The organism is Streptomyces asiaticus, assembly GCF_018138715.1.
In the GTDB taxonomy this organism is placed as follows: Bacteria; Actinomycetota; Actinomycetes; order Streptomycetales; family Streptomycetaceae; genus Streptomyces; species Streptomyces asiaticus.
Map to the genome: position 1 here is coordinate 3,874,903 of NZ_JAGSHX010000006.1, position 26,237 is coordinate 3,901,139.

General features: G+C 71.7%; 22 protein-coding genes, 2 pseudogenes and 1 riboswitch. Of the genes and pseudogenes, 11 read left to right on the plus strand and 13 right to left on the minus strand.

Annotated features, from left to right (window positions below; genetic code table 11):
- Window positions 1–9 precede the first annotated feature (9 nt).
- Window positions 10–1,272 carry an alpha/beta hydrolase family protein gene (locus tag KHP12_RS23750; RefSeq protein ID WP_086885938.1) on the minus strand — a complete coding sequence of 421 codons (1,263 nt, stop codon included), beginning with the start codon at window positions 1,270–1,272 and terminating at the stop codon, window positions 10–12.
- A 120-nt stretch (window positions 1,273–1,392) separates the two neighbouring features.
- On the opposite strand from KHP12_RS23750, the gene KHP12_RS23755 reads away from it, so the two are divergent.
- On the plus strand, window positions 1,393–2,109 hold the full coding sequence (locus KHP12_RS23755; RefSeq protein WP_210609407.1) for a B3/B4 domain-containing protein: 717 nt from the start codon (window positions 1,393–1,395) through the stop codon (window positions 2,107–2,109).
- Between the two features lie 370 nt (window positions 2,110–2,479).
- On the opposite strand, the gene KHP12_RS23760 is transcribed toward KHP12_RS23755, so the two are convergent.
- Window positions 2,480–2,695: a hypothetical protein gene (locus KHP12_RS23760; protein ID WP_210609409.1), complete on the minus strand. Its 216-nt coding sequence runs from the start codon at window positions 2,693–2,695 to the stop codon at window positions 2,480–2,482.
- A gap of 116 nt (window positions 2,696–2,811) precedes the next feature.
- Window positions 2,812–4,401: an acyl-CoA mutase large subunit family protein gene (locus KHP12_RS23765; RefSeq protein ID WP_086886517.1), complete on the minus strand. Its 1,590-nt coding sequence runs from the start codon at window positions 4,399–4,401 to the stop codon at window positions 2,812–2,814.
- 131 nt (window positions 4,402–4,532) lie between these two features.
- On the opposite strand from KHP12_RS23765, the gene KHP12_RS23770 reads away from it, so the two are divergent.
- Window positions 4,533–5,429 carry a L,D-transpeptidase family protein gene (locus KHP12_RS23770; protein WP_244203517.1) on the plus strand — a complete coding sequence of 299 codons (897 nt, stop codon included), beginning with the start codon at window positions 4,533–4,535 and terminating at the stop codon, window positions 5,427–5,429.
- A gap of 239 nt (window positions 5,430–5,668) precedes the next feature.
- On the opposite strand, the gene KHP12_RS23775 is transcribed toward KHP12_RS23770, so the two are convergent.
- The 4 genes from KHP12_RS23775 to KHP12_RS23790 all read right to left on the minus strand — a co-directional run bounded on the left by KHP12_RS23775 (window position 5,669) and on the right by KHP12_RS23790 (window position 10,670).
- Window positions 5,669–6,904 carry a hypothetical protein gene (locus tag KHP12_RS23775; protein ID WP_211833684.1) on the minus strand — a complete coding sequence of 412 codons (1,236 nt, stop codon included), beginning with the start codon at window positions 6,902–6,904 and terminating at the stop codon, window positions 5,669–5,671.
- Window positions 6,904–7,584: an RNA polymerase sigma factor gene (locus tag KHP12_RS23780; RefSeq protein WP_086881042.1), complete on the minus strand. Its 681-nt coding sequence runs from the start codon at window positions 7,582–7,584 to the stop codon at window positions 6,904–6,906. Before KHP12_RS23780 ends, KHP12_RS23775 begins: the two co-directional genes overlap by 1 nt.
- Window positions 7,585–7,645: 61 nt before the next feature.
- The gene (locus tag KHP12_RS23785; RefSeq protein WP_086881041.1) at window positions 7,646–8,698 is read right to left on the minus strand and encodes a DUF4328 domain-containing protein; all 1,053 of its coding nucleotides are present in this window, start codon (window positions 8,696–8,698) and stop codon (window positions 7,646–7,648) included.
- A gap of 328 nt (window positions 8,699–9,026) precedes the next feature.
- Window positions 9,027–10,670: a beta-N-acetylhexosaminidase gene (locus KHP12_RS23790; RefSeq protein WP_211833686.1), complete on the minus strand. Its 1,644-nt coding sequence runs from the start codon at window positions 10,668–10,670 to the stop codon at window positions 9,027–9,029.
- 235 nt (window positions 10,671–10,905) lie between these two features.
- On the opposite strand from KHP12_RS23790, the gene KHP12_RS23795 reads away from it, so the two are divergent.
- From KHP12_RS23795 to KHP12_RS23820, 6 genes are all read left to right on the plus strand, one after another.
- Window positions 10,906–11,478 carry a 2-oxo-4-hydroxy-4-carboxy-5-ureidoimidazoline decarboxylase gene (locus tag KHP12_RS23795; protein ID WP_086881040.1) on the plus strand — a complete coding sequence of 191 codons (573 nt, stop codon included), beginning with the start codon at window positions 10,906–10,908 and terminating at the stop codon, window positions 11,476–11,478.
- A gap of 156 nt (window positions 11,479–11,634) precedes the next feature.
- A complete protein-coding gene (gene sdhC / locus KHP12_RS23800; RefSeq protein WP_037953444.1) occupies window positions 11,635–12,015 on the plus strand; it encodes a succinate dehydrogenase, cytochrome b556 subunit in 381 nt (126 codons plus the stop codon).
- A gap of 5 nt (window positions 12,016–12,020) precedes the next feature.
- On the plus strand, window positions 12,021–12,491 hold the full coding sequence (locus KHP12_RS23805; RefSeq protein ID WP_037953443.1) for a succinate dehydrogenase hydrophobic membrane anchor subunit: 471 nt from the start codon (window positions 12,021–12,023) through the stop codon (window positions 12,489–12,491).
- A 24-nt stretch (window positions 12,492–12,515) separates the two neighbouring features.
- Entirely contained in the window at window positions 12,516–14,270 is a 1,755-nt protein-coding gene (sdhA, locus tag KHP12_RS23810; protein ID WP_086881039.1) for a succinate dehydrogenase flavoprotein subunit, read from the plus strand.
- On the plus strand, window positions 14,270–15,043 hold the full coding sequence (locus KHP12_RS23815) for a succinate dehydrogenase iron-sulfur subunit (RefSeq protein ID WP_037953437.1): 774 nt from the start codon (window positions 14,270–14,272) through the stop codon (window positions 15,041–15,043). The genes sdhA and KHP12_RS23815 overlap by 1 nt, the downstream gene beginning before the upstream one ends.
- Window positions 15,044–15,204: 161 nt before the next feature.
- Entirely contained in the window at window positions 15,205–16,551 is a 1,347-nt protein-coding gene (locus tag KHP12_RS23820) for a VanZ family protein (protein WP_211833688.1), read from the plus strand.
- 30 nt (window positions 16,552–16,581) lie between these two features.
- On the opposite strand, the gene KHP12_RS23825 is transcribed toward KHP12_RS23820, so the two are convergent.
- Window positions 16,582–18,165, minus strand: a complete 1,584-nt coding sequence (locus KHP12_RS23825; RefSeq protein ID WP_211833690.1) for a metallophosphoesterase — start codon at window positions 18,163–18,165, stop codon at window positions 16,582–16,584.
- An 83-nt stretch (window positions 18,166–18,248) separates the two neighbouring features.
- A complete protein-coding gene (locus KHP12_RS51255) occupies window positions 18,249–18,500 on the minus strand; it encodes an SCO4848 family membrane protein (protein ID WP_037953585.1) in 252 nt (83 codons plus the stop codon).
- Window positions 18,501–18,510: 10 nt separating this feature from the next.
- On the opposite strand from KHP12_RS51255, the gene KHP12_RS23830 reads away from it, so the two are divergent.
- Window positions 18,511–19,947: a D-alanyl-D-alanine carboxypeptidase family protein gene (locus KHP12_RS23830; RefSeq protein WP_372455220.1), complete on the plus strand. Its 1,437-nt coding sequence runs from the start codon at window positions 18,511–18,513 to the stop codon at window positions 19,945–19,947.
- 92 nt (window positions 19,948–20,039) lie between these two features.
- Here the strand turns inward: KHP12_RS23830 and KHP12_RS23835 are convergent, their stop codons facing one another.
- On the minus strand, window positions 20,040–21,065 hold the full coding sequence (locus KHP12_RS23835; RefSeq protein ID WP_086881045.1) for a YihY/virulence factor BrkB family protein: 1,026 nt from the start codon (window positions 21,063–21,065) through the stop codon (window positions 20,040–20,042).
- A 171-nt stretch (window positions 21,066–21,236) separates the two neighbouring features.
- Between KHP12_RS23835 and dprE2 the strand changes: the two are divergent.
- Window positions 21,237–21,962: pseudogene (dprE2, locus tag KHP12_RS23840) on the plus strand (decaprenylphospho-beta-D-erythro-pentofuranosid-2-ulose 2-reductase); the annotation flags it as partial.
- A gap of 25 nt (window positions 21,963–21,987) precedes the next feature.
- Here the strand turns inward: dprE2 and KHP12_RS23845 are convergent.
- Together KHP12_RS23845 and trpS are read right to left on the minus strand one after the other, a co-directional pair.
- The gene (locus tag KHP12_RS23845) at window positions 21,988–22,587 is read right to left on the minus strand and encodes a 2'-5' RNA ligase family protein (protein WP_086881035.1); all 600 of its coding nucleotides are present in this window, start codon (window positions 22,585–22,587) and stop codon (window positions 21,988–21,990) included.
- A gap of 251 nt (window positions 22,588–22,838) precedes the next feature.
- On the minus strand, window positions 22,839–23,852 hold the full coding sequence (gene trpS / locus KHP12_RS23850) for a tryptophan--tRNA ligase (protein WP_086881034.1): 1,014 nt from the start codon (window positions 23,850–23,852) through the stop codon (window positions 22,839–22,841).
- 76 nt (window positions 23,853–23,928) lie between these two features.
- Between trpS and KHP12_RS23855 the strand changes: the two are divergent.
- Window positions 23,929–24,483 (plus strand): annotated as a pseudogene (locus KHP12_RS23855) (RNA polymerase sigma factor); the annotation flags it as partial.
- 338 nt (window positions 24,484–24,821) lie between these two features.
- On the opposite strand, the gene glyA reads toward KHP12_RS23855, so the two are convergent.
- Window positions 24,822–26,093, minus strand: a complete 1,272-nt coding sequence (gene glyA / locus KHP12_RS23860) for a serine hydroxymethyltransferase (RefSeq protein WP_037953576.1) — start codon at window positions 26,091–26,093, stop codon at window positions 24,822–24,824.
- A gap of 39 nt (window positions 26,094–26,132) precedes the next feature.
- Window positions 26,133–26,230, minus strand: a riboswitch (ZMP/ZTP riboswitch).
- Window positions 26,231–26,237 lie beyond the last annotated feature (7 nt).

Below are 26,237 nucleotides of genomic sequence, written 5' to 3' on the forward strand. Positions count from 1 at the left end.
ACGCGAGGCTCAGTCGACGAACCGCACCTCCGGGTAGCGGGCCGACGGCCCGTCCAACAGACCGTCGTCATCGCGGTGGCGCAGCTCGCGGTCGAAGAACGCCGAGACATACGCGCGCTGGACGGCCACCGCCCGCTCGGGGGCGACCGTGCCGATCGCCCCGGTCACCATCTCCTTCGGCAGGCCCAGCCGCGCGGCGATCCGAGGCAGCATCGAGGTGGCGTCGGTGTAGGTCGCATGGCCCGAACCGAGCAGCGTCAGATCGAGGCGCGGGCCCGAGCCGTGCTCCCACAGCGCGCCCCACGACGGCACGGTGTGATGGTCGTTTCCGTCCTTGCCCATGAGCAGCACGGGGCGGTCCACACCGTCCGCGGCGACCGTGGAGAGGGGGCCGGGGTCGTGATCCTCCTGGACGTAGGCCAGCAGCCCGTCCAGATTCGCGGCCGCCGCGATCCGCCGGTCGTCGTGCATCGCCTGAAGGGCCGCGAAGCCGCCCGCCGACTGCCCGAACGCGCCGATGGCGGACGGGGCGAGCGGTGTCGGGACGATCGCCTCCAGCCGGTCGAGAACGAAGCGAAGATCCGCCACTCGCACCGCACAGGTCTTCCGCAGCAGCTCGACGACCGTGCCCTCGCGCTCGGCCCGTTCGTACTCCTCCGGCAGCCGGCTGGTCTCGACCCGGCCGTCCGGGAACTCGACCGCCGACGCGTCGTAGGTGTGGTCGACACAGATCACGACATAACCGCGCGAGGCCAGCTCATCGGTGAGCGTGGTACCCAGCGAGCGCGGGTCGCCGACGCCGGGCGAGTAGAGCACCACCGGGTGCACCACCGGGTCCGCGGCGCCCCGGCGTGCCCTCGCGGGCGGAGCCCCCTGGTGCGCGAAGGTGCGGGTCGCCGCCCAGTCGACGCTGCCCCGCGGCACGCCCCCGAAGTTGTTCAGTCGGTCGAAACCGGCCGCCTCGCCCGGCGACATCTGCGCGGCGCGCGGATACCGCCCGACGTCCCTGGCCGGATAGCGGACGCTGACCATCAGCTCACGCGACGGCCGGGAGGCGACCCAGGGATCGGGCCGGCCGTGATCGACGAGGCGGTGGGAGACCGTGCCCACGGGATACGGCCCGCTGGGCACGGGCAGCGTCAGCCGCACGCGCCGCGCGGCCGGGGCGGCGACCGCCCTCGGCTGCGCCGCCCCCACCCCTGAGGCGGCGAGGGCGGTGGCGGCCAGCAGGGTCCGGCGGCGCGGGCCGGAGCCGGAAGTATGTGTGGTCATGCGTAGAGCGTTCCGCTTCCGGCCATACGCCACCATCGGGGCACCCGCCGTCTCCCGGGTGGGGATGGCCCCCGAAGCCGTACAGCACACTGCACCGCAGTGTATGCCATAGTGGACCACATGACGTTCGACGCCGCAGCCTGGCTGGAATCCGCCACCATCGACCCCGCCGTACTCGCCCTGCGCCCCGACTACCGGGCGCTGCTCATCACCGCCGAGGGGCTGCTTCCCGGGCCCAGCGACGAGCTGAGCGAGCGGCTCCTGGCCGACGCCGAGTCGGCGGCGCGGGAGCGGTTCGGGGACGGGCCGGTGGAGGAGCATCCGCATCTGGCCGCCTGGCGCGAGGCGTTCCGCGCCTTCGGCGCGAAGCCGCAGCGCACCCGGCCCAGCGCGGAGGCCCTGCTGCGGCGGCTGTCCGCCGGGCTGCCCCGGGTGGACCGGCTGACCGACATCTACAACGCGATCTCGGTCGGCCATGTGATCCCGCTCGGCGGCGAGGACCTCGACCACTACGTGGGCGCGGCCCGGCTGGTGCGCGCCGAGGGCGACGAGACCTTCGAGACGACGGCCGGGGGCGAGCCCGTGGTCGAGCACCCGGCGCCCGGCGAGGTGGTGTGGCGGGACGACACGGGCGCCACCTGCCGCCGCTGGAACTGGCGCCAGTGCACCCGCACCCGGCTCACGCATGACACCACCCGGGCGATGTTCGTCCTGGACGCCCTGGGCCCGATGGACGACACGGCCCTCAAGGCGGCCGGCGACCAGCTCATGGAGGCGCTGACGGAGGCGAGCCCGGGGGTGACGATCGCCTCGCGGCTGCTGGGCGGGGCGGCGTAGCGCGGCCGGTGGGTCTTTCCCCTCCCCGCCCCTCCCCGCCCCTTCCCGCAGCATCGATATGCGGCTCCGCCGCGTGGCAGGGGCTCCGCCCCTGGCCCCCGGGGGTCGGCGAGGCGACCGTCGCCGCTGCGAACACCTGCACCAGCTGGCCGAGCGCAGTCGGCACGCTGGTGCGGCGGTTGAACGGAGCCTGGGGCGGAGCCCCGGTTTCGCTTCGCCCCCGGACCCCGGGGCCGACCATGGCCGCCGTGAACGCGGTCGGCACGCCGACGCAGCGGACGTCCGCGCGCATCCGGGCGGGGTCCGGGGCGGAGACCCGGTTCCGGGGAGGGGCGGGGTGGGGGGGCAGCCCGCCGCAGGCGTCAGCGGGCTAGAACAGGGACTGCTGGCCCGGCGTCGGGGGCTCTTCCTCGCCGAACAGCTTTGGCGGAGTCGTGAGCAGCGGCGCGATCCGTCGCGAGCCGGGGCAGGAGATCAGCTCGTACGCGGAGCGCCGCCCCGGCGGGTCATGGCGGGCGAAGCGCCCGCCGACGACCGCGATCTCTCGGGTGCAGACCGGGCAGGTGCGGCGGGGTGACGACGACATGGGTCCAGTGTCGCCCAGCCCTCCGACAACAGCTCCGTACCCACGCCCCGATGCCCCGGCGCCCGCCGCCCAGCCCAGCCGGGGCGACCCGGCATCCGGCAGCCCGAACCGCTCGCTCAGAACGCGTCCACCGGCTTGTACGCCCCCCACACCTCCCGCAGCGCGTCACAGACCTCACCAACCGTGGCCCGCGCCGCCAGCGCGTCCTTCATCGGGTACAGCACATTGGCCGTGCCCGGCTCGCTCTCGGCGGCCTTCCGCAGGGACGACAGCGCCGCGCTCACCGCCGACCGGTCGCGTTCCGCGCGCAGCCGGGTGAGCCGGTCGCGCTGCCGGGCCTCGATCTCGGGGTCCACCCGCAGTGGTTCGTACGGCGCCTCCTCCGCCAGCTGGAAGCGGTTCAGGCCCACCACCACCCGTTCACCCGCGTCCGTCTCCCGGGCGATCCGGTAGGCGTTCCGCTCGATCTCCTCCTTCTGGAAGTTCCGCTCGATGGCGGCCACCGCACCGCCCAGGTCCTCGACCCGCCGCATCAGATCGACGGCCGCCTCCTCGACGGCGTCGGTCAGCGACTCCACGGCGTAGGAGCCCGCGAAGGGGTCCACGGTGGCCGTCACATCGGTCTCGTGCGCCAGCACCTGCTGGGTGCGCAGGGCCAGCCGGGCCGAGGTGTCGGTCGGCAGGGCGATGGCCTCGTCGAAGGCGTTGGTGTGCAGCGACTGGGTGCCGCCGAAGACGGCGGCCAGGCCCTGGACGGCCACCCGTACGAGGTTCACCTCGGGCTGCTGGGCGGTGAGTTGGACGCCCGCGGTCTGGGTGTGGAAGCGCAGCATCTGGGACTTCGGATCGCGGGCGCCGAACTCCTCCCGCATCACCCGCGCCCAGATCCGCCGCGCGGCCCGGAACTTGGCGACCTCCTCCAGCAGCGTGGTGCGGGAGACGAAGAAGAAGGAGAGCCGGGGCGCGAAGTCGTCGACGTCCATCCCCGCGGCGACGGCCGTACGGACGTACTCGATGCCGTCGGCGAGGGTGAAGGCGATCTCCTGCGCGGGCGAGGCCCCGGCCTCCGCCATGTGGTAGCCGGAGATCGAGATGGTGTTCCACTTGGGCAGCTCGGCCTTGCAGTACTTGAAGGTGTCCGCGACCAGCCGCAGCGAGGGGACGGGCGGAAAGATGTAGGTGCCGCGGGCGATGTACTCCTTGAGGATGTCGTTCTGGATGGTGCCGGTCAGCCGGGCCCCGGACACGCCCTGCTCCTCGGCGACGAGTTGGTGGAGGAGCAGCAGCAGGGCCGCGGGCGCGTTGATGGTCATGGAGGTCGAGACCCGGTCCAGCGGAATGCCGTCCAGCAGCACCCGCATGTCCTCGATCGAGTCGATGGCCACGCCCACCTTGCCGACCTCGCCGTGCGCGAGGGGCGCGTCGGAGTCGTAGCCCATCTGGGTCGGCAGGTCGAAGGCCACCGACAGCCCGGTGGTGCCGTGCTCGATCAACTGCCGGTAGCGGGCGTTGGACTCGGCGGCGGTGCCGAACCCCGCGTACTGCCGCATCGTCCAGGGGCGGCCGGTGTACATCGTCGGATAGACCCCGCGGGTGAAGGGGTACTCCCCCGGCTCGCCCAGCCGCCCGGCGGGGTCCCAGCCGCTGAGCGCGCCGGGCCCGTACACCGGCTCGACGGGGAATCCCGACTCCGACTCGCGCGCCATGGGTCACGCCTCCTGATGGCTGATACCGGGCGTTCTCCCGGTACGGGGCCTTGTTCACAGCATGCGTCGATGTTCGCCCCACGGCAGCCCCGGGAAGCATTCAGAGCAAAAAGATCAGGGGAGGGGTTCGGATGCACCGGACAGCGGTGGTCGGCACCGCGCTGGCCACGGCCACGGCGGCGGCACTGGTCGCCGGGTGCCGGCCGGGAGAGGCGACCGTGAACGGCCGGGGGCAGGAACGGCCCCAGGCCCGGGCCAGTACGAGCGCGCCCGCGCGCGAGACGCCGCCCCGGCCGCAGCGCACGTACACCCACAAGGCCAAGCCCAAGCGGGTGGCGGTGCGCCCGCCGCGCGCCACGGCCCCTCCCGCGCCGCGGCGCACCGCGCCGAGGGTGGCCCCGCCGGTGATCCCCTTCGGCACCAGCGGGGACCGGGTGCGCGAGCTCCAGGCCCGGCTGCGCGCGCTCGGCCTCTTCCACCGGAACCCGACGGGGTACTTCGGCACGATCACGCAGGCGTCGGTCAGCGCGTACCAGCGGGGCCACGGCCTCGCGGCCACCGGCTCGGTGAGCCGGCGCACCTGGGCCTCACTGCGCTCGGCGACCAAGACGCCCACGCGCGACGAGCTCTACCCGCCGACCACCCTTCCGCTGGCCAAGCCCGATCCGCGGTGCCTGACCGGCCGGGTGCTGTGCATCAGCAAGACCAGCCGCACCCTGGCCTGGATGGTGAACGGCCGGGTGGTGTCGGCGATGGATGTGCGCTTCGGCTCGGAGTACACCCCGACCCGGGAGGGGCTGTTCCAGGTCAACTTCAAGAGCCGCGACCACGTCTCGACGATCTATCACACGCCGATGCCCTACGCGATGTTCTTCAGCGGCGGCCAGGCGGTGCACTACTCCGCGGACTTCGCCGCCCGCGGCTACAGCGGCGCCTCACACGGCTGTGTGAACGTCCGGGACAAGAAGAAGATCGCCGCCCTCTTCGACCGGGTTAAGGCGGGCGACAAGGTCGTCGTCTACAAGTAGGCCCGCAACCATCAATTGAGGAACCCCGACGGCGAGGACCCGGTCCGCGAAAGCGGCGCCGGTTTAGGCGCAAAAAGCAGGGCGGCGCGGGCAGAGCCGGGGGAACGTGCTCTGCCCGCGCCGAATGCGCGGAGCCGTCGGTACGGGGGGAACCTCGGCTCCCGCGCGGCCGATGACCAGTCGGCCCGTTTCTTTCAGCGTCACCGCTGAAAAAAACGTCACACCTGGGTGCCGGAGTCTCAGTCGGCACCCTTTTCCGCGGTGGTCGTGGGGTCGTCCGATGCGGGCGACTCCGTGGACTTCAAGGGGTCAGCGGCGGTCGTGGGGGTGGTGGCGTCGGTCGGCGTGTCGGTGGTGCCCGGCGGAGGGGGCGGCGGGGCCGGGTCGCCGTCCCCGCCACCTTTTCCCGGATCGCCGCCGGAGTCGCCACCGCTGTCCGAACCGGCACTGTCACCGGAGCCGGAGCCGCCGTTGCCGCCGTTGCCGTTGCCGCCCCCGTCGTTGCCGCCGTTGCCGTTGCCGCCGTTGCCGCTGTCCGTGCCGCCGCTGCCGCCGCCGCTGCCCGTGCTCTCGTCGCTGCGCGGGGTGTTGCCCGCACCGTCGTCGGCCAGGGCCTGCGTGCAGTAGCCGTGGATGGCGGACGCGCCGCCCGCCGCCTTCGTCAGCTTCTTCAGCGACTTCTTGTCGAGGCCCGCGCCCACACCCGTCTCCGAGTCCAGGTAGCGCGGGCAGACGCGCAGGGCCCACCCCGCAACGCCGGGCTTCCCCTTCGAGGAGCCGTTCGACGTGCCGTTCTTGCCCTTGCCGCCGCCCTTCGGGTCGGAGGAAACCGTTCCGCCCTGGGCGCCGTTCGAGCCCACATCGCTGGCATCGTTGTCGCCCGAACCACTGGGATCAGGCGTCGTCGTACCGCCGTCCTCGGAGATCTCCGGATGGGCGGAGTCCCGGCCGGAACCGCCGTCCGGCATGCTCACCGAGGGGCCCGGAGTGTGGTCGCTCTGCCCGAACGGTGTCGGCAGTACCCCCGCGGCTGCCGCCACCGCGAATCCGCTGAGCGCGCATCCGGCCACGACCGCGACCATGCCCGCGCGCAGCGGGCGCCGCAGCCGCGGCTGTCTCTCTCTGAACCGGCGGATCCGGTGCGGCCGCCGGGCCGTGTCCATGTCGGCCACCTCGGCCACGGACCCCGCCCCGGCCACGGACCCCGCCCCGGCCACGGCCTCCGCCTCGACCCGGGCCGCCCGGAAGGCGGCCACGGCCGCCTCCTCACCGGGCAGCGCGGACGCGTCGGAGGGGGCCGCCGTACGACCCGCGCCGGCGGCGGCGCTGAGCACGGCCGCCAACCGTTCCGCGTCGGCATATGACTGGTCGCCCCGGCCGTCGGGAGCTCCAGGCTGCCCCTCGACCGGTTCGCCGCGAAGCAACCGCTCCGCGGCACTGTCATCCAGCCAGCTGTAGCGGTGGTCTTCGGCCATCACATGTCCTTCTGCGTTGGCGCGCGTGAATCCGTCACACCAGCAGACTTCGCCGCACCCGGCTTGGTTGCGCCGCCGCCGTGTGACTCGCGTTGCCCCGGGACCCCGTCGAGCACCGAATCGCCCCCGGCCGCGGGGCCGATCAGATCGGCGAGCCGCCGCAGACCCCGGTGGGCGGCGGTGCGCACCGCCCCGGGCCGCTTGCCCAGCACCGCGGCCGCGCTCTTGGCGTCGAGGCCGAGGACCACCCGGAGCACCACCGCCTCGGCCTGGTCCTGCGGCAGCTGGGAGATCAGCCCGAGCGCCTTGCCGGTGCCGATGGACTCCATCGCCTCACCGGCCGTGTCCGCGTCGGACGGCCGGAACTCCAGCTCCGACTCATCGCCGCCGATGGCCGGGCGGCGGCCGCGCATCCGTATGTGGTCCAGCGCGCGATTGCGGGCTATCCGGGCCGCCCAGCCCCGGAAACGGTCCGCGTCTCCGCTGAACCGTTGCAGGTCACGGGCTATTTGCAGCCAAGCTTCCGAGGTGATGTCCTCCGCATCGCCATCACCGACCAGCGTGCGTACGTAGCCGAGGAGGCGAGGGTGCACGGACCGGTAGACGGTCCGGAAGGCGGTCTCGTCCCCTTCTTGCGCCGCGAGCACCGCGGCGGTCAGTTCCGCGTCGTCGCCCTGCACGCTCTCTTCCTGCCCCACTCGGAGAATCCGTGGTCCAGTCGATTCCGGCGTAACCCGCGGGCTAGCCCTGCCCGTAGGGCGGGTACTGCTGACCGGGCTGGCCGGGCGGCGGGGTCGGCGGCATCTGAGGGGCACCATACGGCGCGGAGCCGGGGGCCGGGGAGCCGTACGGGTTCGGCGACGGCATTCCAGACGGCATTCCATACGGGGCCGGACCGGCCATCTGCGGGGGCAGCGAGGCCCGCTGCTCCTGCATCGCGGTGATCTGCCGGACCAGCAGCAGCGCCAGGACCGCCGCGGCCATGAAGATCACGATGGCGAACATGTCGAAGGCCAGGATGGAGTGCAGGCTCTCGATGTCGCTCTTCGCCTCCGAGGGAGAAGGGGCGTAGTCGTCGCCCTCCACCTTGCCCCGCAGCAGGTTGTACCGGATCCCGCCGACGGCGTTGGTGACCAGCGCCACGATCCAGGTGACCCACCAGCCGTTGAGCACACCGCGGCTGACGGCCTGCGGCCCCTGCGGGGAGCTGGCGCGCCAGATGTCGTTGGCGATCTGCTTGGGGAACCAGAGGTTGACCACCGGGGTGAACCATGAACCGGCCGCCCAGCCGCTGCTGAAGCGGTGCTGGCCGGGGGCGAAGACCTCGGCGTTCAACCGCAGCCGCCGGAACCAGATCGCCCAGACCACGGCGATCGCGACGGTGAGCAGCGAGTAGATGACCTGGGCCGTGGTGAACATGTCGTCGGCGTCGTTGAGGTCGTCCTCGGTGATGGAGACCGACTTGCCCTCGACCGCGTCCAGCATGTCCCCGATCACGCTGTACTGGCCGGATCGCGCCACAAGGAGGAAGATGAGCGCGGGCAGCGCCAGCCCGAACAGCACGACGAGCGTGGTGGAGAGACCGCGCCGCAGATCGACCCCACCGGTCGGCATGCCCATCGGCGGAGCGGCCGGGTAGCCGTAGCCGCCGGGCATCGGCGGGCTCTGCGGCGGGACGGACGGCTGCTGCGGGGGGCCGGTCGGCTGCTGGAGCTGCTGCTGGTAGGTCCCGCATGCGGCGCAGCGCCCGTCGGGGCCGACGGCGACAGCGCGGCAGTTCCCACACGGATACATGGTCTTTTGAGTCCCCCTGGGAACGTGACCGCTCCGGGCCACGCGAGAAAATAAGCCTCTGACCGCGCCCAGAGCGCGGACCTGCACGTTACGGGCATCCGACCGGTCCCGTCCAGAGCGGATCGGGCCCCGGACAGCGGGGTGAAGTCCCCGGTTTCGCGCAAGGGGAGGTGTGACGTAATCGAGGCGTGCGACGCTGTAAGGGGTACGAGCCTGTTCCAGGCTCTCCTGATCGACGGTCGGGGCCTCTCCTGTGGGGGGTGGCGGCCCCGACCGTCCTTCTCTTCTCCCTCCCGGAGCGCTCTAGGAGCCCGCGAGGTTTCCGCGCTCAGACCCCCAGCCGCTCCGCGAGCCGGGTGAAGTCCGACCAGCTCAGCGGCGGCTTCCCGGGGTCCCACACCCGCTGCGCCAGCGCCGCGAGCGGCAGCCGGATGCCCTGGGCCACCTGAGCGGGGGTCTGGGCCTCGGGCCGGTCGCCCCAGATCGCGAAGCGGGCGCCGAGGATCCGGTCGGGTCCGGTCAGGCTCTTGTCGGCGACGGGCGTGGAGCCGCGCAGCACCGCCGGGGACCAGTCCTCGTACATGCGTTCCCCGGTCGGATAGGTGAAGCCGCCGGGCTGGCCGAGCACGTAATAGAGGAAGGAGTCGTTCAGGTTGACCATCTCGCGGCCCTCCCTCAGATACTCCTCCGGCTGCCGTGCGGTCTCCTTCAGCCGTCCCGTCCAGTACTCGACCTCGATGTTCTTGGCGGGCTGGACGACGCCGCCCGCGAAGAAGCCGTCGTTCCACGCCTTGGGCTGCTTGCCGAGCTGCCGCGCGAGCCGGGCCCGGTCGTTCAGCCAGCCGGTGACCAGATCCTGCACCCGGGCGCTGGGGCCGTATGCCCGCTTGGCGGCGGCCGCCAGCTTGGGGAACGACGCCTGGGGGTCCTTGACGGTCAGCGCGAGGTACTCATCGGCGCCCAGGTGCCACCAGCGGCCGGGGAAGAGCGGGGCGTACTCGCGCATCAGGTCGTCGACGATGCGGGCCGCGGCCGGATTGGAGATGTCCACCGAGCCCTGGAAGGTGGTGCCGCCCGCGTTGCGCAGCTGGAGCTGCGGATGGGCCCGGATGACGGTGCCGAGGTGGCCCGGCGAGTCGATCTCGGGGATGACGGTGATGTGCAGCCGCTGCCCGAGCGCGACGATCTGCCGGACCTGGTCCTTGGTGAGGTGCGGGGACGAGACGATCTCGGGGTGGCTGGTGCTCTGGATGCGGAAGCCCTGATCGTCCGAGAAGTGCAGGGCCAGCTGGTTGAGCTTGAGATCGGCCATCTCGCGCATCCGGGCCTCGATCCACCCGACCGAGTAGAACTTGCGCGCGATGTCCAGGTTGAGGCCGCGCTGGGCGCGGCCGGGCCGGTCGTGGATCACGCCCTCGGGGAGCTGACCGCCGGAGCGCAGGGCCTGTTTCACGGTGCGGGTGCCGTAGAAGACGCCCGCCTCGGCGGGGCCGGTGATCAGGGCGCGGCCGCCCGCGACCTTCAGGGTGTACGCCTCGCCGCCACCGCTCTCCTTCGGGGCGAGGCCCAGGGAGAGGTCACCGCGGCGGGCGGGGCCGGAGGCGGTGCGCAGCCCCAGCTCCGCGGCGATCATGCGGGCCTCGTCGGCGAGCGGGCCCTTGAGATCGGCCACCACCCGGCTGTTGTCGCCGGGCCGCCAGCCAGGGCCCGAGGCCGGGGTGAAGTCACGGACTGAGGGGATGGTGCGGGGCGGTGCGGCGGCCGCCGTGCGGTGCGGCGGGACGGCCGAGGGGGACCGCGCCGAGGTGGCGGTCGTGGCGTGCGCCGAGGACCGCGCGGGCGAGCGGGTGCCCGGCGTGCCCTGCCCGCCCTCCGTCTGCTGACAGCCGAGAGTGGTCAGGACGAGCGCGCCGACGGCCCCCGCGACGAGGCCGCGGACGCAGGTCCCGGTGGCTCTGAGCGGCAATCCCATGGCGGTGTACCTCCTCCTCGGGCCTCCCCGCTTCAGGCGTTCGGCCGCGTATGGCCGAAAAACGCCCTGCGCCCCGAATGCCGTCCACCGCATGCGATAAAACCTCCCCGTTCGGGTGATATCGCGCTCCCTCCGGCACGCCCGCCTCCCCGCGTCGTTAGCGTGTACTGCTCACGCGCCCAGCCCATGTGTCCCACGCCTCCCCCGGGTCCGTTTCTCCCGGGCGTCCGTTCCCATGCGCGCCTCATGCGTGTCCGAGGAGTCCACGCTGTCCAGGTCCAGGTCCCGCGCCGCCGCCTCCCGCCTCGACCGGCTCAACACCGCCCCCGCCGACGCGGCCGAGGCCGCGCTACTCGCCTGTTGCGGCAGCCGCCGCTGGGCCCGGCTGATCGCGGCCCACCGACCGTACCCGGACCTGGATGCGCTGCTCGCCGCCGGGGACGAGGCCAGCTATGACCTCACCCCCGCCGATCTGGACGAGGCGCTCGCGGACGAGTCGGTCGTCGGCCATGAGCTGCCGCCCGCGGACAGCCTGGGGGCGCTGGCCGCGCACACCGCGCTCCAGGCCGCCCACGACGCGTACGAGCGTCGATTCGGTCACGTTTTCGTCATCTGTCTGGATGGTCTGCTGCCCGAGGAGCGACTGGACCGGCTGCTGACCGGGATCCGGGACCGGCTGGGCAACGAGCGCGAGCGGGAGCGGGACAACACCGCCGAGGAGCTGCGGCGCATCGCCCGCGGCAGACTGGTCCGGCTGACCGGACATCGGTCCCGTTCACCGGAAGTGCCCGGGTTCCGGATCGCGTGATCGCCCGTCCGTGCTTGATCGATCACACTTGAGCCCCCCGGAGCAACCCTCCGACAACACGTCGGTACGATGGCCAGGGCCGGTGGACCGTACCCGGCCGGGCCCGACCGACCCCGAAGCCGGCAGGCCCCAATCCCGCTTCCGGAGGGTTTTTCCGTGCCGGCTGGAACGCTGTACCGCGGCCGGGAAGGCATGTGGTCCTGGGTGGCTCACCGAGTCACCGGCGTCCTCATCTTCTTCTTCCTGTTCGTACACGTGCTGGACACCTCGCTGGTCCGCGTCTCGCCCGAGGCGTACGACGACGTGGTCGCCACGTACAAGAATCCCGTCGTGAACCTGATGGAGTACGGCCTGGTGGCCGCCATCCTGTTTCACGCCCTCAACGGCCTTCGCGTCATCGCCGTCGACTTCTGGTCCAAGGGCGCGAGGTACCAGCGTCAGATGCTCTGGGGCGTCGTCGGTATCTGGGTCGTGCTGATGGCCGGTGCCTTCTACCCGGTCCTCCAGCACACGCTGCGCGAACTGTTCGGGAGCTGACGCACATGTCCGCCGAGACCACCACCCCCGCGAGCGACGCGGTCAGCGCGTACGACGTGGACCACCCGGCCCCGGTCATCGAGCCGCCGCGGGCCCGCACCCGTAAGACGCCCAGGGCGACCCGGACGAACTTCGAGATGTACGGCTGGCTCTTCATGCGCCTGTCCGGCGTCCTGCTGGTCGTCCTGGTCCTGGGCCATCTGCTGATCCAGCTGGTGCTGGACGGCGGTGTCACCAAGATCGGCTTCGCCTTCGTGGCCGGCCGCTGGGCCTCGCCGTTCTGGCAGGCATGGGATCTGATCATGCTCTGGCTCGCCACGCTGCACGGCGCGAACGGCCTGCGCACGATCATCAACGACTACGCGGAGCGGGACAACACCCGCCTGTGGCTGAAGGCGCTGCTCTACACGGCGGCGGGATTCACCATCGTGCTCGGCACTCTGGTGATCTTCACCTTCGACCCGAACATCCGCTAGGCCCCGGGGCTGAGGTATCCACTCATGAAGATCCACAAGTACGACACCGTCATCGTCGGCGCCGGCGGGGCCGGGATGCGCGCGGCCATCGAGTCGACCAAGCGCAGCCGCACCGCGGTGCTCACCAAGCTCTATCCGACCCGGTCCCACACCGGCGCCGCGCAGGGCGGCATGGCCGCCGCCCTCGCCAACGTCGAGGAGGACAACTGGGAGTGGCACACCTTCGACACGATCAAGGGCGGCGACTACCTGGTCGACCAGGACGCCGCCGAGATCCTGGCGAAGGAGGCCATCGACTCGGTCCTGGACCTCGAGAAGATGGGCCTGCCGTTCAACCGGACCCCGGACGGCACCATCGACCAGCGCCGCTTCGGCGGTCACAGCCGCAACCACGGCGAGGCCCCGGTCCGCAGGTCCTGCTACGCCTCGGACCGCACCGGCCACATGATCCTCCAGACGCTGTACCAGAACTGCGTCAAGGAGGGCGTGGAGTTCTACAACGAGTTCTACGTCCTGGACCTCCTGATGACCGAGGTCGACGGGGTCAAGCGCACCGCCGGTGTGGTGGCGTACGAGCTGGCCACCGGTGAGCTGCACGTCTTCCAGGCGAAGGCCGTCGTCTTCGCCTCCGGCGGCTGCGGCAAGTTCTTCAAGGTGACCTCCAACGCCCACACCCTCACCGGTGACGGCCAGGCGGTCGCCTACCGGCGCGGGCTGCCGCTGGAGGACATGGAGTTCTTCCAGTTCCACCCGACCGGCATCTGGCGCATGGGCATCCTGTTGACGGAAGGCGCCCGCGGTGAGGGCGGCATCCTCCGCAACAAGGACGGCGAGCGCTTCATGGAGAAGTACGCGCCGGTCATGAAGGACCTCGCCTCGCGTGACGTGGTCTCGCGGTCGATCTACACGGAGATCCGTGAGGGCCGCGGCTGCGGCCCCGAGGGCGACCACGTCTACCTGGACCTCACCCACCTGCCGCCGGAGCAGCTGGACGCCAAGCTGCCCGACATCACCGAGTTCGCGCGGACGTACCTCGGCATCGAGCCGTACACGGACCCGATCCCGATCCAGCCCACCGCGCACTACACGATGGGCGGCATCCCGACCAACGTCCAGGGCGAGGTGCTGGCGGACAACGACACCGTCGTGCCCGGTCTGTACGCGGCCGGCGAGGTCGCCTGCGTCTCGGTGCACGGCGCCAACCGCCTGGGCACCAACTCGCTGCTCGACATCAACGTCTTCGGCCGCCGGGCGGGCATCGCCGCCGCGGAGTACTCCGCCACGGCCGACTTCGTCGAGCTCCCGGAGGACCCGGCCGGATTCGTCCAGGCACAGGTCGAGAACCTGCGCGACGCGACCGGCACCGAGCGGGTCACCGAGGTCCGCAAGGCGCTCCAGGAGACCATGGACAAGAACGTCATGGTCTTCCGCACCGAGCAGACGCTCAAGGAGGCCGTCGAGGAGATCGGCCACCTGCGCGAGCGCTTCAAGAACGTCAGCGTCCAGGACAAGGGCAAGCGGTTCAACACCGATCTGCTGGAGGCCATCGAGCTCGGCAACCTGCTCGACCTGGCCGAGGTCATGGCCATCTCCGCCCTGGCCCGCAAGGAGTCGCGCGGCGGCCACTACCGCGAGGACTACCCGAACCGCGACGACGTCAACTTCATGCGGCACACCATGGCGTACCGAGAGGTGGGCGCGGACGGCTCCGAGTCCATCCGCCTCGACTACAAGCCGGTCGTGCAGACCCGCTACCAGCCGATGGAGCGTAAGTACTGATGAGCACCCCCACGCTTGAGAAGTCCGACCAGGCTCCCGAGGCGGCCGACGCCACCGCCTCGCACCTGATCACCGTCACCTTCCGGATCCGGCGCTTCAACCCGGAGGTCTCGGACCAGGCGGTCTGGGAGGACTTCCAGATCGACCTGGATCCGAAGGAGCGCGTCCTCGACGGCCTCCACAAGATCAAGTGGGAGCTGGACGGCACCCTGACCTTCCGCCGCTCCTGCGCCCACGGCATCTGCGGGTCCGACGCGATGCGGATCAACGGCCGCAACCGGCTGGCCTGCAAGACGCTGATCAAGGACATCAGCCCGGAGAAGCCCATCACGGTCGAGCCGATCAAGGGGCTCGCGGTCCTCAAGGACCTGATCGTGGACATGGAGCCGTTCTTCCAGGCGTACCGCGATGTGATGCCCTTCCTGATCACGACGGGCAACGAGCCGACGCGTGAGCGGCTCCAGTCCGCCGAGGACCGCGAGCGGTTCGACGACACCACCAAGTGCATCCTGTGCGCCGCGTGCACCTCGTCGTGCCCGGTGTTCTGGAACGACGGCCAGTACTTCGGCCCGGCGGCGATCGTCAACGCGCACCGCTTCATCTTCGACTCGCGTGACGAGGGCGGTGAGCAGCGGCTGGAGATCCTGAACGACAAGGACGGCGTCTGGCGCTGCCGTACGACCTTCAACTGCACGGAGGCGTGCCCGCGAGGGATCGAGGTCACGAAGGCCATCCAGGAGGTGAAGCGCGCGCTGATCACGCGGCGCTTCTAGGAAGGCTACGGGCGAGGGCCCCGCTTCCCGGGTTTCCGGGGGCGGGGCCTTTGTCGTTTCGGCCTTTGTCATTCCGGCCTTCGTCATTCCGGCCTTCGCCGTTTCGGTGGGCGCTGGGGAACTATGCACAGTGGGTATACACATCGCGTATAGTCGTGCTCATGGCCACCGCCTACGTCCTCCCGATCAAGACCGCTGCCGCGCTCTTCCCTCTGCTGGCGCTCTTACTGTTGCTGCCGACAGCCGTCGCCCTGTACCGCCGCCACGGCGTGATGTCCCGGGGCCGGGCCCTGTCGCTGTACGGCTTCCTCTACTACTCCCTCACGGCCCTCTGCATGACGATCGTGCCGCTGCCGAAGCAGACCCCCGATATGTGCCGGCGGTTCGCGATGGTGGCCCATCCGCAGTGGGTGCCCGGGAACACCTTCAGAGACATCTGGAAGGAAGCGGACCACAAGGTCGGGCTCAACGCGCTGGTCCTCCAGAACCCCGCCGTCGCCGGAACCGTCTTCAACCTGCTGCTCCTCCTGCCGCTCGGTGTCTTCCTGCGCTATCACTTCCGGCGCTCGCTGCCCGCCACCGCCGCGATCGGCTTCGCGGTCTCGCTGTCCTTCGAGCTGACGCAGTGGACCGGGGTGTGGGGTCTCTACAGCTGCCCGTACCGGCTGTTCGACGTGGACGACCTGATCGTCAACACCGCCGGGGCGATGGCCGGCTGGCTGCTGGCCGGGCCGGTCGCGCGGATGCTGCCGACGCTGGAGACGCTGGACGGGCGGGCCCTGGCGGCGCGGCCGGTTCCGTTCGGGCGGCGGCTGACGGCACTGGTCGTGGATGTGGCCGGATATGTCGTCGTCTCGGTGTTCATCACCGCCGTGATCTACCGGGGCAGGTCGGCCCCGACGGGGATGCTGGTGGGAATCTTCGTGGCCTGGTTCGTGCTGCTGCCGCTGGCTACGGGGGCGACCCCCGGAAAGCGGCTGTTGCTGCTGAAGCTGGTGGCGGACGACGACGGCCCGCTGGTCGCCTGGCGGCTGACCCTGCGCGCGCTGCTGCTCGGGGCGCTGGTGATGCCGTTCCTGGCGGGGCTGTTCCTGGCGGTGCTGACCCTGCTGAACGAGCCGTATCCGGCCCGCCTGTACGCCAGCGCCCGTGACTCGGGCACGCAGGGCGCGGCGGCGATTCTCATGGCGCTGAGCCCCGTTCAACTGCTGGCGGTGATGGCCGGGTTCACCCTGACGGCGGTGTGCGTACGGAAGACGCTGCGCCACCCGGACCGGCTGGCCCCGCACGACCGCCTCTCGGGCATCCGCAACGCGACGCTGCCGCACCGGCGGGCGGTGCTGGCGGCGGCGCGGGGCGCGGGGCAGGCTGCCGACCAGGCCCCGCTCGCGGTGGCGCGGGCGGACGCCGAGGCACCGGCGGCCGCACCCGGCCGCCCCCTGGCCACCCTGGTCACCACCGGCCCGGGCCCGGCGGAGGCGCAGCGGCCCGCCGTCAGCTCCCGCTGACGCGGGGCGGGCTGATGTGACGGCGATCGCTCAGGCGCGGGTCGAGGCGAGCTCCACGACGGTGACGTCCGGGGGCGCCCCGACCCGTACCGGCGGGCCCCAGGCGCCCGCGCCGCGGGTCACATAGAGCTGGGTGTCGCCGTACCGGTCGAGCCCGGCGGCGGTCGGGTTGGCGAGCTCGGCCACATAGTTGCCGGGCCACAGCTGACCGCCGTGGGTGTGGCCGGAGAGCTGGAGATCCACGCCCGCCTTCACCGCGTCGTGGATCACCACCGGCTGATGGGCGAGCAGCACCGAGGCGCGTGAGCGGTCGCGGTCGCCGAGCGCCTTGCCGAAGTCGGGACCGTGGCCCTCGCCCTCGCCCGCGACGTCGTTCACCCCGGCGAGATCGAAGCCGGGCAGCTCGGTGCGCTCGTTCTCCAGGGGCCGCAGGCCCAGCTCGCGGACGTGGTCCACCCATTCGGCGGCGCCCGAGTAGTACTCGTGGTTGCCGGTGACGAAGTAGCTGCCGTGGCGGGCGCTCAGCCCGCGCAGCGGCTCGGCGGCCGGGCCGAGGTCGGCCACGCTGCCGTCCACGAGGTCGCCGACGACGGCGACGAGGTCGGGGTTGGTGCGGTTGACCGCCTCGACCACCCGCCAGGTGTGGTCACGGCCCAGGATCGGCCCGAGGTGGATATCGCTGACGACGGCGATCCGGAAGCCGTGCGCCCGGCGCGGCAGCTTGGCGAGCGGCACGGCGATCCGCTTGACCCGCGGCCCGCGCAACACGGTGTACGTCCCGTACCCCACCGTCCCGGCCGCCACGGCGGTGGCCCCGACGGCGACGGCCCGCGCGACGAAGAGACGGCGAGAAGAGGACGCGGGGGCGGCGCCCGCGAGGTCCGCCGCGCCGCCCTTGACGGCCGACTGTGCGGTGGACTTGGCGGCCGGCTGTGCGGTGGGCTTGGCAGCCGGCTGTGCGGTGGACTTGACGGCCGACTGTGCGGTGGGCTTGGCGGCGTCGCCCTCAGCGACCTTGGCCGCCCCTGCCACGGCGGGCCCCGCCGCCCCCGCCGGGGTCTCGATGGCCCCGTCGGCGATGGCCTCGGCTTCACTCACCACAGCCGCGCCCAGGCCATCTCCGGCCGCTGGGCCCGCGCCGCCTTCGGCCGCCGCGCCCTCGCGGCCGCCCGTGCAGACGGCCGCCGGAGCGGGAGCGGGAGCGGCGGCGCCGCTGTCGTCGGCGAACGCCGTCGGCAGCCCGCCTGGCGGGCCGCCTGGCGCCTCCGGGCCCTCGGTCGACCGCACATCAGCGGACTTGTTCAGCCAGGCGCGCAGCAGGGGGCGTACCGCCTCGCCAACCAGCAGTGCCAGGGTCAGGTACAGGAGCAGCGCGAGCCAGAGGTAGCCCGGCCAGGCGAGGGCGCGCTGGAGGGGGAAGGGCGCGCCCGCGCGGCCCGCGATCAGCGCGCCGACGCTGATCAGTGGCAGCGCGAAGGCCGCCGCCGTGCCCGTACGGCGCGCCCATCCCCCGCGCGCCGTCGTATCGCGGACGAGCCGCCGCCACACGTACCAGTGGACGCCGGTCAGCAGACCGACGACGACCAGTGCGAGCAGGACGTAGAGCACGACCATCCCCGGTCCCCTCCCCTAGCCACTACGCGACTGCCTGCCACGGCTGCCTGCCGCACAGCTGTCTGCCACGGCTGCCTGAACGGTTACTCGGAGGCGTCGTTCCGGCGCAGGGCGCGCACACCACGCAACCCGATCACCCCGATCGCCGTCCCCAAGAGAAACGAGGTGATCGCGAGCAGCAGATGCACCCAAAAGTACGCGGTGGGGTCACCGGAGTCGTCGAAGGCGAGTCCGCTGGCGTCCTTCCACAAATTTTTGACAAAGGTGAACCAGATGACCCAGCTCCAGACCCCGAAGGCGAGCAGGAACCAGGACACGGGGCGGCTGAGCTTCATGGTCTCCAGTATGGGCACGGCCTCCCATACCTCCACGCGGGGGTCTGCCGTCAATACGTCGGCACTGCTGTCGCTCTCCTCAGCGACGCCAGGTACGTTCACCTCCGTGCCCACACCTTCCTTCACCAGCACTCACGTCCGACACAGCACCCGTAAGAGCACCGGCGAGAGTACCGACAAGATCTCCGGCAAGAGCCGAACCCCCGCCCGCCGCGCCGTCGCCCCGCTGGCCGCCACCGCCGCCGCCCTCCTGCTGTGCGGTCCGCTCGCCGCCGCTCCGGCGCACGCCGCCGACCAGCCGGGCGGCTCCACCGACGCGGTCAAGCCGCCCGCGCACATGTCCACGGTGGGCGGGAAGCGGCTCGGCCGCCCCGACACCCAGGTGGACCCGAAGCCGGGCGCGCCCGCGCTGCCCAAGGGGCTCAGTGGGAAGTCGTGGCTGGTGGCCGATGCCGAGTCGGGCGATGTGCTCGCCTCGCACAACGCCCACTGGCAGCTGCCGCCCGCGTCCACGCTGAAGATGCTGTTCGCGGACACCCTGCTGCCGAAGATGCCGAAGACGAAGACCCACAAGGTGCAGCTGTCCGACCTGGAGGGCATGGGTGAGGGCAGCAGCCTGGTCGGGGTGAAGGAGAACTACACCTACTCGGTCCACGACCTGTGGCTCGGCGTCTTCCTGCGCTCGGGCAACGACGCGGTCCATGTGCTGTCGGCCATGAACGGCGGGGTCCCGGCGACCGTAAGGGAGATGCAGGCACACGCGAAGCACCTGAACGCCCGGGACACCCATGTGGTCACCCCGGATGGCTACGACGAGAAGGGCCAGGTCAGCAGCGCGTACGACCTGACCCTGTTCGCCCGCTCGGGACTTCAGAAGGCGGATTTCCGGGAGTACTGCTCGACGGCGACCGCGCAGTTCCCCGGTGTGTTCCAGAAGGACAAGAAGGGCAAGAAGACCCGCTCCAGCTTCGGCATCCAGAACACCAACCGGCTGCTGACCGGCCTCGGCGTCGAGCCCTACAAGGGCATCGCCGGGGTCAAGAACGGCAACACCACGAACGCGGGCGCCACCTTCACCGGGGTCGCCCAGCGGGGTAACCGGGTGCTGCTGGTCACCGTCATGAACCCGCAGGAGAAACAGCCGAACGAGGTCTACAGGGAGACCGCGAAGCTCTTCGACTGGGGGTTCAAGGCGTCGGGCTCGGTGAACCCGGTCGGCACCCTCGTCCGGCCGGGCGCGGCGGGCGCGAACCACTCCTCGGCTGGTGGCGAGGACGGCCATAAGCACGCCCAGGCGTCCGTCTCGACGGACAACGGAAGCTCCGGCGGTATGTGGACCGCGATGGGCATCACGGGCGGCTCCCTGGCGCTGCTGGGCGCGGTGGCCTTCGGGGTGCACCGCCGCTGGCCGCTCCCGGAGCTGGTGCGCCGCCGCTCGCGCGACTGAGCGAAGCCCTTACGGCCACCGTGGCCGCCTTACGGCCGCCGTAGCGCCTTACGCGGCCGCCGTGGCCGCCTTACGGTCGCCGCCGTCCGTTGTCACGCCGCCGCCGGCGGGCCTTCCGGCCTGCCGGCGCGGTGCTTTTCGACCTCCGGCTCGGGCCGCCCCGACGGCCCGGACGGCTCGGGCGACCCGGACGGCTCCGACGGCTCCGACGGCTCCGACGGCTGGGCCTTGTCCGCCTCGGCCGCCCATTCCTCCTCGTGCTCGGCCTGGGCGGCGGGCGGGGTGGCGGTCCAGGCCGCGCAGTACAGCGTGAGTTTCGCGGTGAAGTTGATCCACAGCAGCAGCGCGATGGGCACCCCGAACGCCCCGTACATGCTCTTGGCGGCGACATCCTTCAGATAGCTGCTGAGCAGCAGCTTGAGCAGTTCGAAGCCGATCGCCCCGATGAGCGCGGCGACCACGACCGTGCGGCGGGGCGGCTCCACGCCGGGGAGCCAGGTCAGCACGTAGCACAGCAGCAGGAAGTCGGCGCCGACGGCGATGAGGAACGCGGCGACCCACAGCAGCCAGCCGCCGACCCCGTTCTCGGGGATGCCGATGAGCCGGGCGACCCGGCCCACGGCGGTGGCGGCCAGGGCGGACACGGCGAACGAGACGAGCGCCACCCCGCCCAGCCCGACCAGCACGTACGCGTCCTTGACCTTGCGCACCAGCGGATTGCCGGGGTCCTCCTCCAGCTCCCATACGGCGCGCAGGCACTCGCGCAGCGAGCCCACCCAGCTGATGCCGGTGAACAGCAGCAGGGCGCCCGCGACGACCCCGATCGTGCCGGCGTTCTGGACGAGTGCGCCCAGGTCGAGCTGGCCGGAGATACCGGGGATCTGCTGGGCGAGCTTCTTCTGGAGCTGCGCCATCTGCGACTGGCTGAGCGTCGCCGCGCCGATCGCCGCACCGACGGCGATGAGCGGGAAGAAGGCGAGGAAGCTGGTGAACGTGATCGCGGCGGCCAGCCGGGTCCAGTGGACGCGGTCGAGCCGTTCGTACGTACGCCAGGCGTGGGTGTGCATCAGCCAGGCCAGGGCGGGGCCGACGACAGGCAGCCGGGTCAACGATTCCATGATCAGCAACTACCCTTCTGCGCGTTGTCACTCCTCGGCGCGCCGGGCGCGCGGTTTCGGATATCCGGGTTCCCCGGACCGGCGCTCCCCTCATCACTCTTTTCGGTGAGGGCGGACATACGGACGCACGATCACTCCATATGCCCCGGATCGGCGGGATAAGTTCCCTCCATGAAGGACGTCGTCGGTTCCCCGCAGTCGCTGCTCGTCCTGGGCGGCACCTCCGAGATCGCCCTGGCGACCGTCCGCCGCCTGATCACCCGGCGCGCCCGCACGGTCTGGCTGGCCGGCCGTCCCTCACCCGCCCTGGAGTCGGCCGCGCGGCAGCTGCGGGACCTCGGTGCCGACACCCTTACGGTGCCCTTCGACGCGCTCGCCCCCGAGGCCCACGAGGTGACCCTGGGCAAGGTCTTCGCCGAGGGCGACATCGACCTGGTGCTGCTGGCCTTCGGCGTCCTGGGCGTCCAGGCGCGGGACGAGACCGATCCCCAGGCAGCGGTCCGGATCGCCCGGACCAACTACACCGGCGCCGTCTCCGCGGCCCTGATCTGCGCCAACGCCATGCGCCGCCAGGGCCATGGCTCACTGGTGGTGCTCACCTCGGCCGCCGCCGGACGGCTCCGCCGCACCGACTTCGTCCACGCCTCCGCCAAGGCCGGGCTCGACGCGTTCGCCCGGGGGCTGGGGGACACGCTGCGCGGCACGGGCGTCCATGTGATGGTCGTACGCCCCGGCTTCGTCCGTACGAAGCTCACGGCCGGGCTGCGGCCCGCACCACTGGCCACCTCGCCCCAGGCGGTCGCGAAGGCCATCGAGGAGGGGCTGCGGCGGCGCGCCCCGGTCGTCTGGGCACCGGGCGCGCTGCGGCTGGTGACGGCCGCACGCCGCCTGCTGCCCCCTGCGTCTCCCGGCTGCCACTCGGCTAACGAGAGGGCGCCGCGGGGCGCGAGAGATCCACCTGACGGGGCACCACGGGCGGTACACCGCCCGGCTGTTCATCCGCCCCGAAGGGATATTCGCGGTCCAGCCGCCAGACCCCGTCCGCCCCCTGCTCGTACAGCGCGAAGCCGGTGATCGTCCAGGCGGCCTCGTACTCCTTGAGCTCCGCGAACGCCCGGTCCATCGCCTCCTCGTCGATGCCGTGCGCGACCGTGACATGCGGGTGGTACGGAAACTGGAGCTCACGCGCGCACGGCCCGGACTCCGCCCGGATCCGCTCCTGGAGCACCGCGCACTCCTCCGCGCCCTCGACGATCCTGACGAAGACCACCGGCGAGAGCGGCCGGAAGGTGCCGGTGCCCTCCAGCCGCATCGGGAACGGCCGCCCCTCGGCCGCGACCCGCGCCAGATGGTCCTCCACGGCGGGCAGCGCCGCGACGTCGACCTCGGTCGGCGGCAGGAGGGTCACATGCGTGGGGATGCCATGGGCGGCCGGGTCCCCGAAGCCCGCGCGCCGCTCCTGGAGGAAGCTGCCGTACGGCTCCGGGACCGCGATCGAAACGCCGAGCGTTACGGTCCCCACTGCGTTCTCCCTCCTGGCCCTCCCGGGCTGCTGGGTTCTGGCCGCTGCACCCGTGTCAGTGTGGCGGCTGCGCCGCCCTCGCGGCTAGATTCCTCGGTCCTTTGGCACACCCGTCCAAAGGCCCCCTGGTCAGGGGGTCGGACCGGTGTGTTCCGCTGTCCGCGCGGGTCCATATGACGCGGGTCCGTATGAATACGTGCGCGGGGCGCGCCGTGCTCACCGGGTGGTGCCCACGGCGCTCGGCGTGGCGCTCAGCGCGCCGCGGGCAGGAAGCCCACCTTGTCGTAGGTGGCGGCCAGTGTTTCGGCGGCGACGGCTCGGGCCTTGTCCGCGCCCTTGGCCAGGATTCCGTCCAACGTCGCGGGGTCGCCCAGGTATTCCTGGGTCCGCTCGCGGAACGGGGTGACCCACTCGACCAGCACCTCGGAGAGGTCGGTCTTGAGCGCGCCGTAGCCCTTGCCCTCGTAACGGCGCTCCAACTCCGCGATGGCGGTGCCGGTCAGGGTCGAGTAGATGGTCAGCAGATTGCTGACGCCCGGCTTCTTCTCCTCGTCGAAGCGGATCTCCGTCTCGAGGTCGGTCACCGCGCTCTTGATCTTCTTCGCCGAGACCTTGGGCTCGTCGAGGAGGCTGACGATGCCCTTCGGCGTGGACGCCGACTTGCTCATCTTGATCGTCGGGTCCTGGAGGTCGTAGATCTTGCCCGTCTCCTTGACGATGTACGGCTCGGGGACGGTGAAGATCTCGCCGAAGCGGCCGTTGAAGCGGTCGGCCAGATCGCGGGTGAGCTCGATGTGCTGGCGCTGGTCCTCGCCGACGGGGACGTGGTTGGCCTGGTAGAGCAGGATGTCCGCGACCTGGAGGATCGGGTAGGTGAAGAGGCCGACGGTGGCCCGGTCGGCGCCGTGCTTGGCCGACTTGTCCTTGAACTGCGTCATCCGGGACGCCTCGCCGAAGCCGGTGAGACAGTTCATCACCCAGCCGAGCTGGGCGTGCTCGGGCACATGGCTCTGGATGAAGAGCGTGCAGCGGTCCGGGTCCAGACCGGAGGCGAGCAGCTGGGCTGCGGCGAGCCGGCTGTTGGCGCGCAGCTCCGCCGGATCCTGCGGCACGGTGATCGCGTGCAGGTCGACCACGGTGTAGAACGCGTCGTGGGTCTCCTGCAACGCGACGTACTGCCGGATCGCGCCGAGGTAGTTGCCGAGGTGGAAGGAACCTGCTGTGGGCTGGATACCGGAGAGCGCACGGGGACGATCGAGGGCCATGGCACCCATTCTCTCAGGTGTGGAACCAGACTCCGTCCGCCGGTGTATGAGATGTGTGAGGACTGGTGAAGCACAGATCATCGCGCGGGTCCGGGCCGGCGACGCCGAGGCGTATGCCGAGCTGGTGCGGGCCCATGCGCCGATCGCGCACCGCACCGCCCGGCTGCTCGGGGCGGGCGCGGATGCCGAGGATGTGGTGCAGGACGCCTTTGTGAAGGCGTATCTCGCGCTCGGGCGGTTCCAGAGCGAGGCGGCGTTCCGCCCCTGGCTGCTGCGGATCGTCGCCCATGAGACGAGTAACGCGGTGCGCTCGGCGCGCCGGAGACGGACGGCGGCGGACCGGGAGGGGGCGCTGCTGGCCGGGGCCGAGCCGGTGATACCGGAGTCGGCCGATCCGGCGGCCGTGGCGCTGGCGGGCGAGCGGCGGGCGCGGCTGCTGGCCGCGCTGGAGGAGCTGAGCGAGCCACAGCGGCGGGTGGTGGTCCACCGCTATCTGCTGGATCTGGACGAGGGGGAGACCGCGGAGGCGCTGGGCTGGCCTCGCGGCACGGTGAAATCGCGGCTGAGCCGCGCCCTGAGACGGCTGGAGCGGCTGCTGGGGCCGTCGGAGACGCCGGAGAGCGAGAGGGAGACGGCCGATGGGATGGAGTGGGGAGGCGACGGAGATGGCCGAGGGAGGGCTGCCCGGAGAGCTGCGGGCGCTCGGACGGGGGCCGGGGATACCGCCGTCCGGCGGACCGTCGCGGCGCGGCGTGTCGCAGGCGGGCGGCGTGGAGCCGGAGGACGGCGCGCCCCCGGGGGCATCGGAGGGCGGCGTCCCGCCGGGGGGCGGGGAGACGCTGGTCGAGCGGGTGCTGGCCCGGATCGTGGGCCTGCCGGTGCCGGTGGCCGACGACGACCGGATCCGGGAGGAGCAGTGGTGGCGGCCGCTGCCCGGCCTGGAGGCCGGGCAGGGCCCCGCGCCGGGGGTCAGCCGGTCGGCAGACCGGGCGCCGGGTAGGCCGCCATCAGCTCGGACACCTCGGCCCTGATCTTGGTGAGGGCGCCCTCGTCACCGCTCCCCGCGGCGGTCACCCCGCGGTCGATCCAGTCGGCCACGGCGGGCATGTGCTCGGTGGACAGACCGCGCGAGGTGAGAGAGGGGGTGCCGATCCGGATACCGGACGGGTCGAAGGGCTTGCGCGGGTCGTACGGGACGGTGTTGTAGTTCACCACGATCCCGGCCTGGTCCAGGGCCTTGGCCGCGACCTTGCCCGGCACCTCCTTGGGCGTCAGGTCCATCAGGATCAGATGGTTGTCGGTGCCGCCGGAGACCAGCTCGAAACCGCGGGCGAGCAGTTCCTCGGCGAGCGCCTTGGCGTTGGCGACCACGGCTCGGGCGTAGTCACGGAAGGCGGGCTGGGCGGCCTCGTGCAGGGCCACCGCGATGGCGGCGGTGGTCTGGTTGTGCGGACCGCCCTGGAGCCCGGGGAAGACGGCCTTGTCGATGGCCTTGGCATGGGTCTCGCGCGACATCAGCATCGCGCCGCGCGGACCCCGGAGCGTCTTATGAGTGGTGGTGGAGATGACATCGGCGTACGGGACGGGCGAGGGATGGGCGCCGCCCGCGATCAGACCGGCGATATGCGCGATATCGGCCACGAGCACCGCGTCCACCTCGCGGGCGATCTCCGCGAAGGCGGCGAAGTCGATCGTGCGGGGCACCGCCGTGCCACCGCAGAAGATCAGCTTGGGCCGCTCCTTGCGGGCCAGCTCGCGCACCTGGTCGAAGTCGATCGCGCCGGTGTCCTGCCGCACCCCGTACTGGACACCGCGGAACCAGGCGCCGGTGGCGGAGACGCCCCAGCCATGGGTGAGATGGCCGCCCATGGGCAGTGACATGCCCATCACGGTGTCACCGGGCTTGGCGAAGGCCAGATAGACCGCGAGGTTGGCGGGCGAGCCGGAGTAGGGCTGGACATTGGCGTGCTCGGCGCCGAAGACGGCCTTGGCCCGGTTGATCGCCAGGGTCTCCACCTGGTCGATGACCTGCTGGCCCTCGTAGTAGCGGCGGCCCGCGTAGCCCTCGCTGTACTTGTTCTGGAGCACCGTCCCGGAGGCTTCCAGGACGGCGGCGGAGACATAGTTCTCGCTCGGGATCAGGCGCAGGGTCTCGGACTGCAACAGCTCCTCGGAGCCGACGAGCGAGGCCAGTTCGGGGTCGGCGGCGAGAAGGGCGGGATGGGACAGGGGCAGGCTCATCGAGTCCTCCGGGGCGATCGGTGACGGTCCGGTCGTGTCCCGGGGTGCCCAGGCGGGCGGCACCTCGTGGCGCTGTGGCCGCGCATCGCTTCCTCGTGGTCGGTTCCACGCTCGGCTCGCCAGTCACGATGCGCACCCCCACTC